Origin of the sequence: Pelotomaculum isophthalicicum JI (assembly GCF_029478095.1) — a bacterium.
GTDB classification, from domain to species: domain Bacteria; phylum Bacillota; class Desulfotomaculia; order Desulfotomaculales; family Pelotomaculaceae; genus Pelotomaculum_D; species Pelotomaculum_D isophthalicicum.
This window is the reverse complement of the sequence record NZ_JAKOAV010000007.1, coordinates 15,239-32,277: the sequence shown is the minus strand read 5'-3', so window position 1 is coordinate 32,277 and position 17,039 is coordinate 15,239. Positions and strand designations below refer to the sequence as shown.

Below are 17,039 nucleotides of genomic sequence, written 5' to 3'. Positions count from 1 at the left end.
ATATTAGAGGCATGTTCTTTCGTATTATAGGGGGTTCGATTTATGCCGATAACTGAGATGCTTTCCCGCAACGCACGGATGTATCCGGATGAAACTGCGTTAATAGAGCGTGAGCCGGCCACTGGCGGGAGAAGAGAAATAACGTGGCAGGAGTTTGAGTGTTTGTCCAACCAGTTTGCAAATGCTCTGCTGGCATGCGGTGTGGGAAAAGGCGACAAAGTAGTTTTACTAATGATGAACTGCCTGGAGTGGTTGCCTGTTTATTTTGGCATTTTGAAAACCGGGGCACTGGCCGTTCCTCTGAACTTCCGTTTTACTGCGGAAGAAATCAGAAAATGTATCGGTGTCGCAGAGGCAAAAGCGCTTGTCTACGGGCCCGAGTTCCGGGAAAGAATTGACGAGATCAGCGAGCAGATTCGCCGCGTTGAAAAATTGGTTTTTGTAGGTGAAAACTGCCCTGGTAAAGCTGAAAGTTATGATGAGCTTTTGAGGCAATATCCCGCTGACGCTCCTGCCGTTACATTTTTTGACTACGATATGGCTGCTATTTATTTCACGTCGGGCACTACCGGGAATCCCAAACCGATCCTTCTGACACATGATAATCTGGTCTCCGCCTGCATTACGGAAAACCGCCATCATCTTCAAACCCATCAGGATAATTTTGTCTGTATACCCCCACTGTATCATACCGGGGCTAAAATGCACTGGTTCGGCAACCTTATCGTTGGTTCAAAGGCCGTAATCCTGCGTGGCGTGAAACCTCAGTGGATTCTTGAAACAATATCTGAAGAAAGGGCAACGATTGTGTGGCTTCTTGTGCCTTGGGCACAGGATATCCTTGACGCTATCGAAAGCGGGGAAGTCGACCTGAAAAACTATCACCTTGAACAGTGGCGGCTGATGCACATTGGAGCCCAACCTGTGCCTCCAAGCCTGATCAAGAGATGGAAGAAATATTTCCCGGATCAAATGTACGACACCAATTATGGTTTGAGCGAGTCAACCGGACCAGGCTGTGTTCACCTTGGCATTGAAAACATTCACAAGGTTGGCGCGATCGGCCTGCCTGGCTTTAACTGGGAGGCAATGATTGTGGATGACAATGGTTGTCCTGTTTCTAAAGGTAAGGTTGGCGAATTGATTGTCAGAGGTCCGGGAGTTATGAAAGGTTATTATAAAAACCCGGAAGCAACCGGTGATATACTGAAAGATGGCTGGCTCTATACCGGAGATATGGCGCAGCAGGATGAAGACGGGTTCATTTATCTGGTGGACCGGAAAAAAGACGTCGTCATATCGGGCGGAGAGAATATCTTTCCTGTGGAAATAGAAGATTTCCTGCAAGCTCATGATGATATTAAGGATGTTGCTGTAATAGGAATGCCGGACAACCGCCTGGGGGAAATACCTGTCGCCGTCGTGGAGGTCAAATCTGGAAGGGAATTGAGCCAAGCGATGGTTATTGAGTTCTGTATGGAGCTGCCCAGGTATAAGAGGCCGCGCATGGTTATTTTCGATAAGATTCCACGGAACCCGACCGGTAAGATTGAAAAGCCAAAACTTCGTGAGAAATATTGCGGCAAGCGCGAAGTGTTGAATCTTGAAATTTGATGTTTGAAATAATATTTCAAACTAATATCGGTAATAAAAAAAGAAGCCAGTCACAACATTTTATGGACTGGCTTCTCTTATTATATGAGGAATTATGCTTTCTGTTATCTTTGGATAAGTGACCTTTGGGCAATTTTAAAGGTCTGCGCCGTTTCAAAGATAATGCCCTTATTGGGAACCAGCATCAGGGTAAGCTTGCGCAAAATACTATTTAGTTGTTAATTCTAGGACATTTTTTGGACATCTTAGCTTTATACATAGCTTGATCGGCTACTTTAAGCAGAGCATCAATATCCTCAGTTCTGCCTGGTTCCCATAGAACACTACCGATACTTACTCCCAGGTTGCTTGTTATCTTTTCGGAAGAAATCCACTCCATCACTTTTACCAGTATTCGTTTTTGCGTAAAATCCAGGCCTTTCAGGGTGGTGTTAACAATCACCACAAACTCATCTCCACCAAGGCGACAAGCCATGTCATAATCTCTAACTATTGAACTAAGTATTTCAGCAAAGCTTTTTAATACCTGATCCCCAACCAAGTGTCCGAATTGATCATTTACTTCCTTAAAATTATCTAAATCCATCGACAAGATGCCAAATGTACTTCCATCCCGGCGTGCCCGGGACAGTTCTTTATTAATAAATTCAAAAAATCCCCGGCGATTATAAAGACCTGTTAGGGTATCCTTAATTGATAATTCCCTTAATTTGTCATATGCCAAACTATTTTGCACAGCCAAACCAACTTGTTCAGCAATCATCTCCAAGTATTCAATCAGCTCAATAGTAAACATGCCTGTATTCTTATCGTTCAGCTGAATAAGCCCAATCCGCTTCCCCCTGGCTTTTAGAGGAATTAGCGCCATGGATTCATAACCGCTGGCATTGCAGTAATTTTCTTTAAAACCCCGGCGCTCCTTTTCATCCATATTGGCAAATAAAGCAGATGTATTATTTGACCAAAAGCTACCGCCTTTCGTAAAGAAAGGCTGCGAACGATCAACTTTGCCGTTAATAATCTTCTCGCATATACACTCCGAGTGACAATCCTCACCTTTATCCTTGTCGCACAGACTGTTTTCCTGCATGATAAAAGAATCCGGGAAACCATTGTAAACATAATACGGATAATCTCCGTTATCATGCAGCCTAATGCCTATAGCCTCGCACGCTGTCAGCTTCTTAACGTGATCAATTATGGTGATTAAAGTTGATTTCAAGTCCATAAAATTATTAAGTTCAGCGCAGATAATTTTAGCCGTTCTTTCCCGTTCCAATAAATATTTCAATTCATCCTTGTAATCTCCCATAATATCCGTCCTTTCTTTCGGTAGTCAGAAGGATTAATATTATTTGGAACAGTAGGCCGTTGAAATGCCATAATAAATTATAAACTACCTAAATATAGATTATAATTTACATGGTCCCGCATTGACATAGGACCTATGTCCTATTTATAGGACCTTCGCCCAATAATAGTAATGGCATCGTCATCGAGAACCAATTCGCCTTGGCAACCTAGGTATACAACGCGGTTCATGTTCGGCCCCTAAGCAATAAAATAGCCGTAGTTCTTATCAACTTGTGAGCTACGGCCATCCATGTTTTATAGAATGCCTGTTATGGCGCTATACTTTCAAGCATTTCTTCGACAGATGGAACAATTGATGCTAATACGTTTCTCTCTTCACTGAGCAATGCGGCAACACCTTGAAAGAGACCGGCGAAATAACCAACCGGTTATTTAGAGTCCCCGTTTTTTTAAGCCATCCAACTATTACCAGGTTAAACAATCATCAACTCCGATTTCTAATTCGATTAATTAGAGAAATAAGGCGGGAGCTATTTTTCCCGCGCACATTGCCACGAACTGAAGCATATCCTGAATCAATATTAACGAACATCCGCCGGATGATGTTATCAAGCTATGGTTTAGTGGCTGCGAACCTAGCCTTGGAAAAAGTGGAGGTCACAGAAACTAACGGCGCATTTCCTATTCCAACGCCTCCCAACAACGTTTTTTGGATAGGTTCACCTTTTTCACAAATTGAACCGGCAATGGCTTACCAGTATGGACTACCGCTCCTGCTGATAATACAATCGGGTGTCATAATGGAAGGAATCTGGAGTTTTGGGATCGCGCCATTTACTATTCTGACATGGCAATCCGATCCTGATAATCCCCAGCCGGGTGATATCGACGCATTCTTTGACAGTGTTCAATGGAGAGAAATATTACAGAATTGGGCCGCAGAGGTTAGAACTGGTTATTATATTCAGACTAATCCTGAATTCGCATATAGCTGCAATATAACAGAACGGTAATTCAAACAAGTGCCCGTGAGCCATAACGCTCGCGGGGTTTTTTATTTCAATCAACGAATTGACAGGCAAGATTAAAAAACTTACTACGGTGTAGAAGTCAAAAAATGAAAACTTCAGGAACATCAAATCATGAACACCTTAAACACTTTTTATCCAATTCTTTTAGGGGTGGTAAAAGTGAGGCTATATCATGGCTGATATACAATACGAACTTTTCGATCAATTGTATTGCGACAACCTGGCAAGAGTTTTCAAATTAGCCCTTGGACTCACCGGCAACACAAACGACGCCGAAGAAATAACGCAAGAAGCCTTTTTCCGGGCTTTTCGTTTCTATCACTGCTTTCGCGAAGAAAGCTCCTTTTACACTTGGATATACCAGATAACACTGAACGTTGCCAACGATTACCTTAAACAAAGGACAAAACTGCCAATGTATACACTCATTGAGGATTTAGGCTATTCCATTGAGGAAATAATCGACCCCAACCCCGCCAACGACCCTGAAACCGAGCTATTTGCCCGTGAAGCAAGATTCAAATGTCTGCACTGTCTGACAGAATGTCTTCCACTCAACCAACGTAAGGTTTTATGCCTGGCGTTTACTGTAGGCTTGCCATATAAGCTTATAGCGGAGATATTGGAATGCTCCGTCAGTTCAGTCAAAACAACGCTGCACCGGGCTAAAAAAAGAATCGCCGGTTACTTGGAAGATAGATGCCAACTCATTAAAAAAACAAATCCCTGCAACTGCAGCCAGTGGGTCCGTTTCGGCCTGCAGCGGGGTTGGATAACTAAACAGGCTTTAGTCAATCCACGCCCGGAGATAAAAATACAGGCCGAGAAAGAAATCGTCAAATTGAGTGCGTTACGTCATACCTATCAAAGCCTGTACCGGGAAACAGCCGATGAACTATTGGCGCAAAGAATCAGGCGTGGCATCAAAAATAAAGAATGGGCAATTATTTCATAAATATTTATTAGACATTTTTGTAACCTTTCACCTCCCCAAACAGTCTAACCAGTAGACTTAGAACAGGAGGTTGATCACATGAAAACAACCGAGGAAATCACACTAGTAGCACCATGCGGGACAAATTGCGGCGAATGCCCCTGCTACAATGCCAAGGATGACCCTGCTTTATTGGAGCATCTGGCTTCCAGAGGGATAAAAAGAGAAGGATTACCCTGTCCCGGCTGCCGCCCGGTCAAAGGACACTGCCCGGCCATTGACGGCCCGTGCGAAACCTACACCTGTGTGACTAAGCATGAAATTGACTTCTGTTTCGAGTGTCCCGAATTCCCCTGCGCCAAATTAAACCCGGCGGCAGACCGGGCTGACGTCCTGCCTCATAATATCAAAATCTTTAACCTATGTTGTATCCAACATCAAGGCTTAGAAAAGTTTCTTGATAAATCCTCCGAAATAAAACAAAGATATTACCAGGGCAAAATGTCAATTGGCAGAGGACCTCAACTGGCTCCCTCCGCTGATGAAAAATGGAGGGATCATCTGGATAATAGTAAAGAGGAAGGTTTAAAATGATGAATAGAACTAAGGGAAACCTTCTTATGCCGGACAAACGGCTGGCAGCCGTCTGCGGGTTGTTTTGTCCCGCATGCAACTCATTTATAGGAACCAATGAAGATCCGGAAAGGCTAAAAACAATTGCGGGACGTTTCCAACGCCCGGTTGGAGAATTAGAATGCCATGGCTGCCGGTCGGAAAAACGTTGTTTTTACTGTAAAGAAAATTGTAAAATGGCACAGTGCGCGACTGAAAAAGGGATAGACTTCTGCGGTGAATGTGCGGAATATCCTTGTGCTGAATTGAAAATTTTTCAGGCCCAAATGCCGCATCGAATAGAGATTTGGCAATCCCAGGAGCGCATCAAGGAAGTGGGGTTTGAAAAATGGTATATGGAAATGATCGAACATTACTCATGTCCTGAATGTCATACTATAAATTCCGCATATGACATGTCCTGCTGGAAATGTGGCAAAACCCCAAGTTGCAATTATGTTAAACTGCACAAGGACAAAATCGCCCAACATTTGGCTAAGATAAATGCTTAAGCTTAAGCTTAAATATCTCAGATAATGACTCATCCTTCGTGACATCGATAAACTTGTCACTTTATTCACCCCTAACCACTTATTGGCATATTATATATAATCAATAAAAAGATGGTGATAAAATGGCAAGCTGTCCTTTGGGAAGTCAACAGTATGTTATCCGGTCAGGTGACACTTACTCTAAATTGGCACAAATGTACGGTGTTAGTGTTTCAGCTATTATTTCGCTAAATCCAGGCATTGATCCTAATAACCTCCAGATTGGTCAAGTAATTTGTATCCCAACTACAACAACAATAGTAGAACCATCAGAAGAATACCCTGCTCAGCCCTATTATCCGTATACAGGCTATTACCACCATACCATAAGCCAAGGTGAAACTCTCTGGGTGCTGTCGAGGCGGTACAATATACCGGTCAATGAAATTATACGTCACAATCCAAGGATTGATCACATGCACCTCAGACGCGGACAAATAGTTCATATCCCTCACAAATGATAATTCCTTAGAGCACTAACATATGTCAGTTTAAAATAAGGAGAGAGAAACATACTGTCTGTCTGTTCCTCTTTCCTTATTTTATGACGGGATAAGCTTATACCGGCACTATCAACCCCCCTGTTTTATTCCTTGTAAACAAAATTAAAATTCTTATTGCGAGAAGGTTTTTCCAATATTGGTAAAATTATATATAAATGTTTTGCAGGGAATTATGGAGAAAAAAACTTATGATATGGTTTACAAATCATGATTATAAACATTCCGAGGAAGTCATCCATATATTAGGGCAAATACTACTACCTTACCACTTATTAACAAAATGGTAAGGCGGTAAAGAAGGACACTTTGCCAACAGGTCCATAAGTTTGTGTATATGGAAATTCTTTTTCTATTTATCTATTCCCCTTTAGGCTTCCCTAAAAGCTTAAACATGTTCTTTTTGTAGGCCTCCACCCCGGGTTGGTTAAAGGGGTTTACTCCTAGTAAGTACCCACTCATTGCACAGGCCTTTTCAAAGAAATATACCAAATACCCGAAGTAATATGCCGCAATGTCAGGAACATTGATAATTAGGTTGGGCACTCCTCCCTCAACATGGGCCGCTATAGTCCCCTCCATTGCTTTCTTATTGACAAAGCTAATAGTTTTCCCTTCTAAATAGTTTAGTCCATCCATATCTCCTTTAATTTTCTTTATAACGATATCATTATGGGAGCTTTCGATATTTATGACGGTTTCAAACAAGTTTCTTCTCCCGTCCTGTATGTATTGTCCCATTGAGTGCAGGTCTGTGGTGAAATTTAGAGAAGCAGGGAATATTCCTTTACCATCCTTCCCTTCACTCTCTCCAAAAAGTTGTTTAAACCACTCACCCAGGTAAAATAGGCTGGACTCGTAATTTACCAGGACCTCTATGGTTTTGCCTTTATCATATAAAATGTTTCTAAGGGCGGCATACTGATAGCACATATTGTCATTTAAGCTGCTCACACCGAGATCCTTTGCCGCGACCTGAGCCCCCCGCATCACTTCATTTAAATCTATTCCGGCCACAGCCATCGGCAGCAGCCCCACGGAAGTCAGCACCGAATACCTTCCACCTATATTATCCGGTACTACAAAAGTCTCATAGCCTTCTTGTTCCGATAGTAACCTCAGGGCGCCTTTACTCTTATCCGTGGTGGCGTAGATCCTTTTGCCGGCCTCAACTCTACCATATTTATTATCCATGTATTCCTTTAGTATCCTAAACACTAGGGCAGGTTCCGTAGTTGTCCCCGACTTCGAGATAACATTCACACAAATATCTTGTCCCTCGATCACTTCTAATAGACTGTTTATATAGAGGGAACTGACATTTTGACCTACAAAATATATTTTAGGGCCCCTTCTTTTATCTCCAGGCACTTCATTATAGAAGCAGTGGCCTAACATTTCGATAGCGGCCCTGGCTCCAAGGTAGGATCCCCCTATCCCCACGACTAAAAAAACTCCAGCTTTCTTTCTTATATCCTCCGCAGCAGCTTTAACCCTTTCAAACTCTTCCTGATCATAGCTGTTGGGTAGGTCCAGCCATCCCAAAAAATCGCTGCCTGCTCCAGTTCCGTTATGAAGCATTCGATGATATAGATTTACCGTTTCTTCCAATCGTGCCATTTCCAGCTGACTGATAAAGTCCAACACATTTGAATAATCCAGAGTTATATCCCGCATCTTTGTCGCCACCCATTCCAAAGCATTTTTACATTTTCTCCAGACCCATACCCGGCTCTTCAACCTAATACTTAGAATACCCTTAAACCCTGCCCTTGCTTCCTGTACATAAACATCCTACTTATTATATCATATGAGATACAAAAATCCATATTATACTATTTATTCCAACAACAGGAGTTACACAAAAAGAATCCCCTCCCTTGTCGCCAACGGTTGACATTAGCGGTTATGTTTTCGCGTATTGCCGGTGGTATCACCAAAGGTTTTTATGTCGTGGCCTTTGGTGTCTGCAGGTAGTGTCAAGAAATTTGTGCTTTTACCCTAAAACCCTTGCAAAGTCCAATGTTCAAGCAATGCATCATAAGATTCTAAAACAGCAGCTTTCCCTTGCGGAGACTTAAAAGCATGGTTTGTTTTCATTGTACGATTCTCCACTCATTATTAGTTTATTAACCAATTTTCAGCATCTCTAGTGTTGTTAAACACTCTGAAGTCATTGCCTTTCTTGGATTCAGCTAGTAATTCTTTGAATTTACCGGTAATTTTAAAGCCTTCCTGTAAAATAATTGCAGTCCTGACGTGATAGTTTACGAACTTTTGCAAAATCATACCGGCTAATCCTGTTTTAAGTTTAAAAAAGTCGGTAGCTAAAGCTTCTGCATGCAGCATTAAGAGGTTAGTATTATTTTCACCGCAAGCAGCAATCAGGTCCAACACATCCTGTTCCTTACGAATCGGGGTCTCTGTTGAAAAACATTCAATATATTTATTGTTGTTCTTTTCAATGACGGTATAATTCATTTTATTTGTCTCCTCCCTGTGTTCAGTGCTGATCTCCTTGCGTATTTTTTCAAGCCAGGTTAATTCATTTTCGTAGGATGAAATGATATTTTCGTAAATCATGTCCCATAAATAGATTTCCCGGGCAGTCCTGGCCGGAGAAAAAGAGCCCCTGAGTTGTTTTTCTTTTTCTAGTAAGATTTGCATCCGGATTCGGTTTTCATATCCGGATAGCAGAGTGTTTAATTCGTCTGTCTGAAGCTGATCCGCCCAAGCAAGCTGAATAAGAAATGGATTCTTTAATTCAGGAGGTTCCGGAGAAGAAAGCACCCATTCTTTCAATTCGGCCAATCCTTCTTTGGTGATTGTATAAATCTTTTTGGAGGGAGAGCTTTCCTGATGATGTACCTTATTTGTAACGAAACCTTCATCCAGAAGTTCTACTAATGATTTATTCCCTGTATTCGAACACTAAACATCAAATGGTTTTCTTTTAGAAGGGGTGTTGGAGGTCATATTGGAACGATATGATAACAAATGGTTAATCCGGCTATAATTTTTCTTTGATAACACCTGTACGGAAAGCGCTTAAGAGCATCTCAAGATAATAGATTTGCTTTTTCAGCTTCTGGCCATTATCGGTATCAGATATCTTCTTCCGGTCAACAACCTTCTCAACAACGCTTAATGTAGAGTGGATATCCATTCCTTCGTTTACCGATTTTTCTACGGACTCGAAAGGCTCATGGCTTGCCAGCATCAGACCGTAGGAATTATAGATCAGAGTATAACCGGCGATACCTGTTTGGCTTTGATAGGCTTTCGCAAATCCGCCGTCAATAACCAGTAGCTTACCGTTAGCCTTTATTGGACTCTCCCCTTTTCTAGTCTTTACAGGCACATGTCCATTAATGATATGTCCCTTCTTCGGATCAAGCCCAAACTCCGCAAGAATCATCCTTGCGGTCTTTTCATCATTGACCAAAGTATAATAGGGGGTATAGTGTTCCTTGTGTGGAGTTTTGTCATCAATGAAATATCTTTCCAAAGTTGCCATCTTGTCCTTGCCGAACAGCGGGGAATCCTGGTGGCACCATAGATACCAAAGAATGTCTGTAGAGTTGTCCTTGTTTTCTCTGCCGAAATAGGCTTCCCGGGACCATTGCTCCAAATTGTCCAGCAGATACTTGCCTGAACATTCCACACCGTTGAGTTTTATCTTCTTAAAGGTCCCGTCGGAATTCATGGGAATGGATGCATGGAACAACAGGTTGGAGTTGTATTTTAGGTACATGCTGCCTTTGGCGAACATGAACCGGATATGCTTTTGGAGCTTTTCACTTTTCAGAAATGTATAACGGAGCTTGTCGATCACTGATTTTTCTTCTTCGGTCAGCTTCCAGGGCTCTTTGGGGTCGATGGTCGGGAAGGTCTGGTCATTCAGTTTGTATACTACGCCTCCGACGTTGATGGTGTGTTCCTCATAATTGATTTTATCCAGAAGCAACCGATCATTCATATCATAGTCAGGGTGGTTTAATATAAGCTCATGCTCGAGTTTGAACTGGATCATAGCGATCGCCTTATGCATTTTGGCAAGAAGATCAATACTCGAATCCGGCACGATATCGCTGGAGCTCATTTTAGGTTTAAATTTGCTGCATTCATCGTCCTTATAGGCGGTCATGGCAAATGTAGCCAGGGGAAATAGATTGATCCCATAGCCTTCTTCCAAGATATCCATGTTGGCGTATCTCAGGCAGATACGGACAACGTTGGCAATGCAGGAGCGGTTGCCTGCAGCTGCGCCCATCCAGAGAATGTCGTGGTTTCCCCACTGTATATCCACGGAATGATGTTTTATCAGGGTATCCATGATGAAATGAGGTCCTGGTCCTCTGTCGTAAACGTCACCGATTATATGCAGATGATCGATGGTGAGTCTCTGGATCACGGTGGAGATACTGATAATAAAGTCGTCTGCCATATCCAGCCCAACAATAGTATCGATGATTTTATTGTAGTATTCTTTTTTGTTGAACCTGTACTCATCCTCATGGAGCAGTTCCTCGATGATGTAGGCAAAATCCGGAGGAAGCGCTTTTCTGACCTTGGAACGGGTATATTTTGACGAAGTGTCCCTGCACACCTGGATCAACCTGTAAATGGTGACCTCATACCAGTCGGAAAGGTTAGCCTCCCTCTCTTTGACCAGGTGAAGCTTATCTTCAGGGTAATAGATGAGTGATGCAAGCTCATTGATATCATTTCTAGAAAGTGTCTTTCCCAGCACATCATAGATTTTTCTTTTTACAACGCCCGAGGCATTTTTCATCACATGGTTAAAGGCTTCATATTCTCCATGAAGATCGGTAAGGAAGTGCTCGGTGCCTTTGGGAAGATTCAAAATGGATTTGAGGTTGATGACCTCGGATGCCGCCTGTGATATAGTGGGAAATTTTTGAGACAGGAGCTCGAGATAATCCTGCTGCTCCATCAGCTCTTTTGTGGTAAAATTATCCAAAGCACAACCCTCCATAATATAAGTTATACTTGAAAGACGAAACCCATTGCCATTATTTTCGCCTAGGTATTCGGTAAGGCATAGTCTTACAAATAACTATTCTCTTAAAATCTTCATCTTCCTTTAAGGATTATCAGCTAAAGAATATATTTCATAATTAACAAAATCACGAAATATTAGAGGATAACCTTGGAACAATATAGAAGAGTTTCTTAAATAAGAATATGCACACCAAAAAGGGAGGGAAAAATATGCCACTGGTAACTTCAACTGAAATGTTTAAAAAAGTTTATGGGAAATGTGCCGTCGGAGCGTTTAATGTCAACAACATGGAAATTATCCAGGGAATTGTTGATGCGGCCAAGGAAGAACAAGCCCCTTTGATTTTGCAGGTTTCGGCGGGGGCACGGAAATACGCCAAACATATTTACTTGATGAAACTGGTTGAGGCTGCCGTAGAGGACAGCGGTTTGTCAATTTGCCTGCACCTGGACCACGGGGAGGATTTCGAGATTTGCAAGTCCTGTGTTGACGGTGGTTTTACCTCGGTGATGATCGATGGCTCAAAGCTGCCTTTTGCCGAAAATATTGCCTTGACTAAAAAGGTCGTAGAGTATGCCCATGCCAAGGGTGTAACGGTGGAAGCCGAGTTGGGGCGGCTGGCCGGTGTCGAGGATGATGTGAAGGTCAGTGCCGCGGATTCCAGCTACACCGATCCTGACCAGGCCGTCGAATTTGTCCAAAAAACAGGTTGTGATTCCCTGGCGATCGCGATTGGCACCAGTCACGGAGCCTATAAGTTCAAGGGGGAAGCCAAGCTTGATTTCGCCCGCCTGGGAAAAATAGCATCTCTCCTGCCCGGTTATCCCCTGGTTTTGCATGGCGCCTCCACCGTGCTACCGGAGTTTGTGGCCAAATGCAATCAATACGGGGGAGAGATCAAGGGTGCCCAGGGTGTTCCCGAAGAGATGCTTCGCAAGGCCGGAACAATGGGGGTATGCAAAATAAATATTGATACCGATCTCCGCCTGGCCATGACGGCTACCATCCGGGAGCATTTTGCTAACAACCCCGCTGATTTTGACCCCCGCCAGTATCTCAAACCAGCCAGGGGGGCCATTAAAAGCATGGTCAAGCACAAGATCAGGAACGTCTTAAACTGCAGCAACCAGCTCTAAGCAATAATCATCTGGAAACAATGCTCAGGAGTATAGTAAGTTCATCGAAAATAAGTTGACGGTTCTGTCAATAAATAAAATCAAGGGATTGAGCTGAACAGCCCAATCCCTTCTATTGGTTTATTTGGTGAGAATCTTTGGCACTCGCGGCGCTCTGAGCCTGTGCGTCGACCGCAGTCCTGTGCCGAGCAACGGTGTCACGTAGTATTTAAAAGCGTCTGTCACGTGGTTGCCTGCCGCATTAATGAATTCATCCGGCATATGTCTGGTCTTGTTGGCTACATCCTCCAGCGGAGTTAGTTTATAATCAATAAGATGTGGTCCATCGTCACAGTACTTTTGCGAAATTGAAGAGGCAGCTGTTAAAAACCCCGCATGCCTGCCCATTAAAACCCCGATATGCACACCCGCCAGCGCCCTGTTGTCAAGGTTAATACCCATAAAGGTCTGCGCCACAAACCTTGCCGCGGAACCATAGCCCGGTGTATGGTCATTTAAAATCAAATCATTATCAATTGTTTTCGGGATATGAATTGCTCTAAATTCATATTTTGACTGCTTAGCATACTTATTAACAATCCGAAGTGTTTCAGCTGAGTCATTACCGCCAATATAAAAGAAATAACGGACATCATGCGCCTCTAAAACCTTAAAAATCTCCTTGCAGTATTGTTCGTCGGGCTTTACCCTTGTTGATAAAAGAGCAGATGAGGGTGTTTTGGCCACTTGCTCCAGGTTATTGGTTGTTTCCTGGGTTAAATCAATAAAATTTTCATTAACAATGCCTTCCACACCATTAATCGCTCCGTAAACCCTTGACACCTGAGGAAATTTTCGGGACTCCAAGACCACACCAGCCAGTGACTGATTGATTACAGCTGTCGGTCCACCGCCCTGCGCGACCACAACTTTACCAGCCAAGTCCATCCGGTTCATCCTTTTTTTTTAATTTTATATACTAATAAAAGTATGCTTTTGCGATAAATAGTGTTATTGAAGTCGAGGCACATCACGTAAACAACCAGATAACAACATGGTAAGCGGCCAGGGCGATAACAAAGCGGTCTCCGTTTACCTAACCGAAGACCGCTTTTTCTTTTAAAAGCAAATAACCGCCTTCTGGCGGTAATGTGCTCATTAAAATGGTGCCGAATCCAGAAGGCTCTCATCACGAATCCCTTTTTGGCACTTATCTCGGCAAAAGCGGAGTGATGTCTCCACAGCATTGCGCTCGATGTCTCATGCTCGTCAAACGCGCCGAGTTTTTCCATCGCCATGCCGCGAAGCTGTTCATAAAGCGGCAGCAACTTTGCCCGGACACCGAAAAATATCGTACTCGCCATGTTTCTTCCTCTAATTTATCGGGTTGTGAGCGTCATAATTTTTCTAACGTTACATGAAGATTTGTATGATGTATAATCAAAGTGGTTAGCTTAAGGAGTGATTTTTTTGACCTTTATGGAATTATTGAAAACAGTTGTATTTGATGACGTTTGGACAGAGCTTGAAAAAGAATATAGTATGATTGATGAAGCATTTGAAGCGTACTTTAAGGTTTTCAATCAACTAAAGTCATTAATGCCTGAGCCAAATCACTACGGAATGCGCTTGGCTGTAGCAAGGATTGAAGACGGGTTAGAACCCGGTACTTATACCTATGATGTATTCGGAATTAAGCCTGGCGATAATGAACATTATGCATTGGAGCTATTACCGTGGAGCGAATTGCTATCCTTCGAGGTTATAGAAAAATGCGTTGAAGCATATAGTGCGGCGGTTGTTGTGGCACATTCCCTGTACGAGCTTACTTTTTTGGGTTATGATGCTGCTGATGTCGAGGCAAATATTAAAAATGAAATTAATATATTGAAGGAACGCAGCAAGGAAATAGAAAATGGCACAGCGGAATTTGTTTCTTGGGATGAGGTTTGTAAAGATATTGGATACGTAGATGAACGCACAGAGGAAGAAAAAGAACTGCAAAATAAACAATTCGAACGGATAAACGCTGAAAATAAAAAGGTTTATGAGATGCTATTATCATAGATAGGCAATAGAACAAATGAGTCATAATACCTTAAAAAAGTATTACGTTGTATTGACACAGTTGCTCCTAAGCAGTTTGCTATTTTATCTTCTTAAGTTACATTTAATGGTATCAAGTTTCTACATTGGGAATATTATTTTCTTCACACCATTCAACAGCTAATTTTTTAAATGCTTCATCCCTGAATTTGTACCAGGAATCTTCAATGTCGTATCTGCGGATTGCGTCTTTAAACCTTCGGAACGCGCCGCGCCCTTGAATAGCAGAATAAAGCGCATTACTGATTCTGTCATTACTCACAGAACCGCAGAAAGCTTCTATGATGCTGTATTCATGTATATCCCACTTGTCCGGCAACTCAATATATTTGCCATTGCCCCAGTTCATTACTACATCCAAGGCTTGATCAACAGAGTCCCTCTGCCAGTCGGGGTACTCTGAAAAATCATCATCTTCTTCTGATTCTTCGGCAATTCCGAGTTCTTCAGAACTGACAGTAATTATTTCACCGGTCTCAGTATTAAGGTATTTATGGCATTCATCCATCTGCATTTCCATCTCGTCAATTATATCCTGTAATTTCACCGGTTTCACTCTCTTCGGTTTTAACCGTCCCATTTTTACTAAGAGATCAACCGGGCTTGCATATCCTTTTTCCTCAATTAGTTGACTTGCACATTCCCACACTTTTTTACGGATATCTTGTCGGCTCATAGTACCTCTCTACCTGTATAATCAGCTATAAACCGGTCAATGTCCAAGTTTTTTATCTTTTTTGCACAGCAAAACTTATATTTAGTACCGCTACCGCAGGGACACAAATCGTAAGGATTGGCTGGGGCTAACTTTTCTTTGAGCACTTGTTTTAAGTCGGACAAATCTTCCGTCAACTCGAATCCCATAATATAATGCACTCCAAACCGATCACAAATTTGGGCAATCTTCCGGCCCTTTTCTTCCGAATTTACCTTTACCACAATAGGGCATTGTTTGGTGCCCAAAGAAAGCATAGCGCTTCCCTTTCTTTGTGAAAAAATACTATCCTGTTTCATTGTGTCAACATCTTCCTTCTTCCCAGTCTCAGTCATCCTATTGCCTGGAAGATACTTGTCCAGGGTACGGTCATGGGCGGGAATCTCCATTCTCCGGTTCCCCATATACATCTCAGCAATCGGCCAAAAAGATTCCGGACAATCAGGGTATATCTGCAGGTCTATAAAAGAAAGAAAGTTTTCCGGTATATGGTCTGCTTGTTGTTCCCCCAATCCATCCAATTCTGCCAGTTCCTCGCCGTAGGGAATAAAAGGAATAGCGCCTTTGGAACATTGATGAATCTCGAACAGACACTGTAATCCGGCAGTCAACATGTCCCTCATCTGCAAAGACTCCATTTTTTGATAGAGGCGGGCATAAACCAGCATCATACGAAAATGATACGCGGCGCTTTCGTCTTCACCGATTTCGACTAATATATTGCCCAGCGAAAAGTGAGATTCTATTTGTGCAGGATCTAAACGAAGAGAATGTTCGAAAGCAACTACCGCCAGCTCAGGCCGACTACCTTTATAGTACAGGTTGCCGAGGCGGTTCCAGAGATAGGCGTCATATCCCCCCTCCTCCTGCAATTTGTCCAAAAAACGCTCTTCACCATCACTGATCCACCGGGGTCTGCTCCCGTCAAACAGTCTGGATTCCCCTGTCGCATACTTACTCCCGTCTAATTTCCCGCCCATCATAAGTTCTGCCATAATCCCCAAAAACAACATGGGGGACGCATTTTCCCACTTCCCCGCTCCGTTGCAGTGCTTGCAGCGAAAATAAGCAGTAGACTGAATATAATCCATTAAATCCTTTTCGGTTTGTTTTTTTGATTTTTGCCGCTGTTCGTCGTGTTCCAGCCATCGACGGGAATTGAACATAACAAGCCCAAGATCATACTTTGCTTTGCGACCGCAGTGTCCGCAAATCAGATTATGTTTGTTCGGTCCGTACATCGAAAAAATTCGTTTTTTTCTGGCCGCGACTTTTTTCGCATATTTACCCGGCAACATGTCATAAGTCGGCATGTCCTTGATAGTTGTAAGACCTTGCCCAGTAACAGCACTAATTAGCCGGGGATTAATTTCAGCGTTCGGCTTTGGCATCAGATTATCTCCCAATTACTTAGTTTCTATCATTAAAATAACAGTATCTTTGTCTAATTCGCCGGAGTTATGGAATCCCCTCCAAAACTTAACTTAACCTCCCTTCTTTTTGACGCTTACAAAACAAGTA

The 17,039-nt window shown here is 42.7% G+C and carries 15 protein-coding genes; 7 read left to right on the top strand and 8 right to left on the bottom strand.

Features of this window, described 5'->3' with window-relative positions; genetic code table 11:
* Positions 1 to 42: 42 nt before the first annotated feature.
* The gene (locus tag L7E55_RS05385) at positions 43 to 1,614 is read left to right on the top strand and encodes a class I adenylate-forming enzyme family protein (protein WP_277443046.1); all 1,572 of its coding nucleotides are present in this window, start codon (positions 43 to 45) and stop codon (positions 1,612 to 1,614) included.
* A 211-nt stretch (positions 1,615 to 1,825) separates the two neighbouring features.
* Here the strand turns inward: L7E55_RS05385 and L7E55_RS05380 are convergent, their stop codons facing one another.
* Positions 1,826 to 2,926, bottom strand: a complete 1,101-nt coding sequence (locus tag L7E55_RS05380; protein ID WP_277443045.1) for a sensor domain-containing diguanylate cyclase — start codon at positions 2,924 to 2,926, stop codon at positions 1,826 to 1,828.
* A gap of 400 nt (positions 2,927 to 3,326) precedes the next feature.
* On the opposite strand from L7E55_RS05380, the gene L7E55_RS05375 reads away from it, so the two are divergent.
* The 4 genes from L7E55_RS05375 (at position 3,327) to L7E55_RS05360 (ending at position 6,017) form a co-directional block, all read left to right on the top strand.
* Complete coding sequence (locus L7E55_RS05375; protein WP_277443044.1) at positions 3,327 to 3,941, top strand: hypothetical protein; 615 nt, start codon at positions 3,327 to 3,329, stop codon at positions 3,939 to 3,941.
* A 190-nt stretch (positions 3,942 to 4,131) separates the two neighbouring features.
* Positions 4,132 to 4,914, top strand: coding sequence for an RNA polymerase sigma factor (locus L7E55_RS05370; RefSeq protein ID WP_277443043.1), 783 nt, complete (start codon positions 4,132 to 4,134; stop codon positions 4,912 to 4,914).
* A 78-nt stretch (positions 4,915 to 4,992) separates the two neighbouring features.
* A complete protein-coding gene (locus tag L7E55_RS05365; protein ID WP_277443042.1) occupies positions 4,993 to 5,487 on the top strand; it encodes a DUF3795 domain-containing protein in 495 nt (164 codons plus the stop codon).
* Positions 5,484 to 6,017 carry a DUF3795 domain-containing protein gene (locus tag L7E55_RS05360; RefSeq protein ID WP_277443041.1) on the top strand — a complete coding sequence of 178 codons (534 nt, stop codon included), beginning with the start codon at positions 5,484 to 5,486 and terminating at the stop codon, positions 6,015 to 6,017. The genes L7E55_RS05365 and L7E55_RS05360 overlap by 4 nt, the downstream gene beginning before the upstream one ends.
* 899 nt (positions 6,018 to 6,916) lie before the next feature.
* Here the strand turns inward: L7E55_RS05360 and L7E55_RS05355 are convergent.
* The 3 genes from L7E55_RS05355 to L7E55_RS05345 form a co-directional block, all read right to left on the bottom strand.
* Positions 6,917 to 8,233: a glucose-6-phosphate isomerase gene (locus tag L7E55_RS05355; RefSeq protein ID WP_277443040.1), complete on the bottom strand. Its 1,317-nt coding sequence runs from the start codon at positions 8,231 to 8,233 to the stop codon at positions 6,917 to 6,919.
* A 444-nt stretch (positions 8,234 to 8,677) separates the two neighbouring features.
* On the bottom strand, positions 8,678 to 9,358 hold the full coding sequence (locus L7E55_RS05350) for a DUF4180 domain-containing protein (RefSeq protein ID WP_277443039.1): 681 nt from the start codon (positions 9,356 to 9,358) through the stop codon (positions 8,678 to 8,680).
* Positions 9,359 to 9,566: 208 nt separating this feature from the next.
* On the bottom strand, positions 9,567 to 11,513 hold the full coding sequence (locus tag L7E55_RS05345) for a fructose-1,6-bisphosphatase (protein WP_420852013.1): 1,947 nt from the start codon (positions 11,511 to 11,513) through the stop codon (positions 9,567 to 9,569).
* 278 nt (positions 11,514 to 11,791) lie between these two features.
* Between L7E55_RS05345 and fba the strand changes: the two genes are divergently transcribed.
* The gene (gene fba / locus L7E55_RS05340) at positions 11,792 to 12,718 is read left to right on the top strand and encodes a class II fructose-1,6-bisphosphate aldolase (RefSeq protein WP_277443037.1); all 927 of its coding nucleotides are present in this window, start codon (positions 11,792 to 11,794) and stop codon (positions 12,716 to 12,718) included.
* A 120-nt stretch (positions 12,719 to 12,838) separates the two neighbouring features.
* On the opposite strand, the gene L7E55_RS05335 is transcribed toward fba, so the two are convergent.
* Together L7E55_RS05335 and L7E55_RS05330 are read right to left on the bottom strand one after the other, a co-directional pair.
* On the bottom strand, positions 12,839 to 13,645 hold the full coding sequence (locus tag L7E55_RS05335; RefSeq protein ID WP_277443036.1) for a diphosphate--fructose-6-phosphate 1-phosphotransferase: 807 nt from the start codon (positions 13,643 to 13,645) through the stop codon (positions 12,839 to 12,841).
* 5 nt (positions 13,646 to 13,650) lie between these two features.
* Positions 13,651 to 14,061: a DUF5655 domain-containing protein gene (locus L7E55_RS05330; RefSeq protein WP_277443035.1), complete on the bottom strand. Its 411-nt coding sequence runs from the start codon at positions 14,059 to 14,061 to the stop codon at positions 13,651 to 13,653.
* A gap of 115 nt (positions 14,062 to 14,176) precedes the next feature.
* Between L7E55_RS05330 and L7E55_RS05325 the strand changes: the two genes are divergently transcribed.
* Positions 14,177 to 14,764: a DUF6557 family protein gene (locus tag L7E55_RS05325; RefSeq protein WP_338091176.1), complete on the top strand. Its 588-nt coding sequence runs from the start codon at positions 14,177 to 14,179 to the stop codon at positions 14,762 to 14,764.
* A 112-nt stretch (positions 14,765 to 14,876) separates the two neighbouring features.
* Here the strand turns inward: L7E55_RS05325 and L7E55_RS05320 are convergent, their stop codons facing one another.
* Together L7E55_RS05320 and L7E55_RS05315 are read right to left on the bottom strand one after the other, a co-directional pair.
* Complete coding sequence (locus tag L7E55_RS05320) at positions 14,877 to 15,479, bottom strand: UPF0158 family protein (RefSeq protein WP_277443033.1); 603 nt, start codon at positions 15,477 to 15,479, stop codon at positions 14,877 to 14,879.
* Positions 15,476 to 16,909 (bottom strand): SEC-C metal-binding domain-containing protein, encoded by a 1,434-nt coding sequence (locus L7E55_RS05315; RefSeq protein ID WP_277443032.1) that lies wholly within the window; start codon positions 16,907 to 16,909, stop codon positions 15,476 to 15,478. Before L7E55_RS05315 ends, L7E55_RS05320 begins: the two co-directional genes overlap by 4 nt.
* Positions 16,910 to 17,039 lie beyond the last annotated feature (130 nt).